General features: G+C 59.8%; 1 protein-coding gene. It reads right to left on the bottom strand.

Going from position 1 to position 1,198, the window contains the following annotated elements:
• Window positions 1-3: 3 nt before the first annotated feature.
• Window positions 4-1,194 carry an elongation factor Tu gene (gene tuf / locus AC07R0_RS25685; RefSeq protein ID WP_495107028.1) on the bottom strand — a complete coding sequence of 397 codons (1,191 nt, stop codon included), beginning with the start codon at window positions 1,192-1,194 and terminating at the stop codon, window positions 4-6.
• Window positions 1,195-1,198: the final 4 nt, after the last annotated feature.

Here is a 1,198-nt window from a genome sequence, read left to right as displayed (position 1 = left end):
AAATTAAGCAATGATCTTGGCAACCACGCCGGCGCCGACGGTCTTGCCGCCTTCACGGATGGCGAAACGCAGACCTTCTTCCATGGCGATGGGGTTGATCAGCTTGACGGTGATCGACACGTTGTCGCCTGGCATGACCATTTCCTTGCCTTCTGGCAACGCGATCGCACCGGTCACGTCCGTAGTACGGAAGTAGAACTGGGGACGGTAGTTGTTGAAGAAAGGTGTGTGGCGGCCGCCTTCGTCTTTGCTCAGCACGTAGATTTCAGAGGTGAAATGCGTGTGTGGCTTGATCGAACCGGGCTTGCACAGCACTTGGCCGCGCTGCACGTCTTCGCGCTTGGTGCCGCGCAGCAAGATGCCGACGTTGTCGCCAGCTTGGCCTTGGTCCAGCAGCTTGCGGAACATTTCCACGCCGGTGCAGGTGGTCTTTTGGGTGTCAGCGATACCGACGATTTCGATTTCTTCGCCGACCTTGATGATGCCGCGCTCAACGCGACCGGTCACCACGGTACCACGACCGGAGATGGAGAACACGTCTTCCACAGGCATCAGGAACGCGCCGTCAACAGCACGCTCTGGCAGGGGGATGTAGGTGTCCAGTGCATCGGCCAGCTTCATGATCGCGCCTTCGCCGAGCTCGCCCTTGTCGCCTTCCATGGCCAGCTTGGCGCTGCCGTGGATGATGGGGGTGTCGTCGCCTGGGAAGTCGTACTTGTCCAGCAGCTCGCGCACTTCCATTTCAACGAGTTCGAGCAGTTCGGCGTCGTCCACCATGTCGCACTTGTTCAGGAACACGATGATGTAAGGCACGCCCACTTGGCGGGCCAACAGGATGTGTTCGCGGGTTTGGGGCATGGGGCCGTCAGCAGCCGAGCAAACCAAGATAGCGCCGTCCATTTGGGCTGCGCCGGTGATCATGTTCTTCACATAGTCGGCGTGGCCTGGGCAGTCCACGTGGGCGTAGTGGCGGTTGGCGGTTTCGTATTCGACGTGGGCGGTATTGATGGTGATACCGCGGGCCTTTTCTTCGGGCGCTGCGTCGATTTGGTCGTAGGCCTTGGCCGAACCGCCGAACTTGGCTGCCAGCACGGTGGTGATGGCGGCCGTCAGCGTGGTCTTGCCGTGGTCAACGTGACCGATCGTGCCCACGTTGACGTGGGGCTTGGTGCGCGTGAACTTTTCTTTTCCCATTTTT

Source organism: Rhodoferax sp. GW821-FHT07F03, assembly GCF_059418745.1.
Note: the sequence above shows the minus strand (reverse complement) of the source record. Positions and strands in the feature narration are given on the sequence as shown.

Bases quoted from the DNA above. Each gene is read 5' to 3' on its own strand.
- tuf (WP_495107028.1), bottom strand. From the start codon at position 1,194: ATGGGAAAAGAAAAGTTCACGCGCACCAAGCCCCACGTCAACGTGGGC.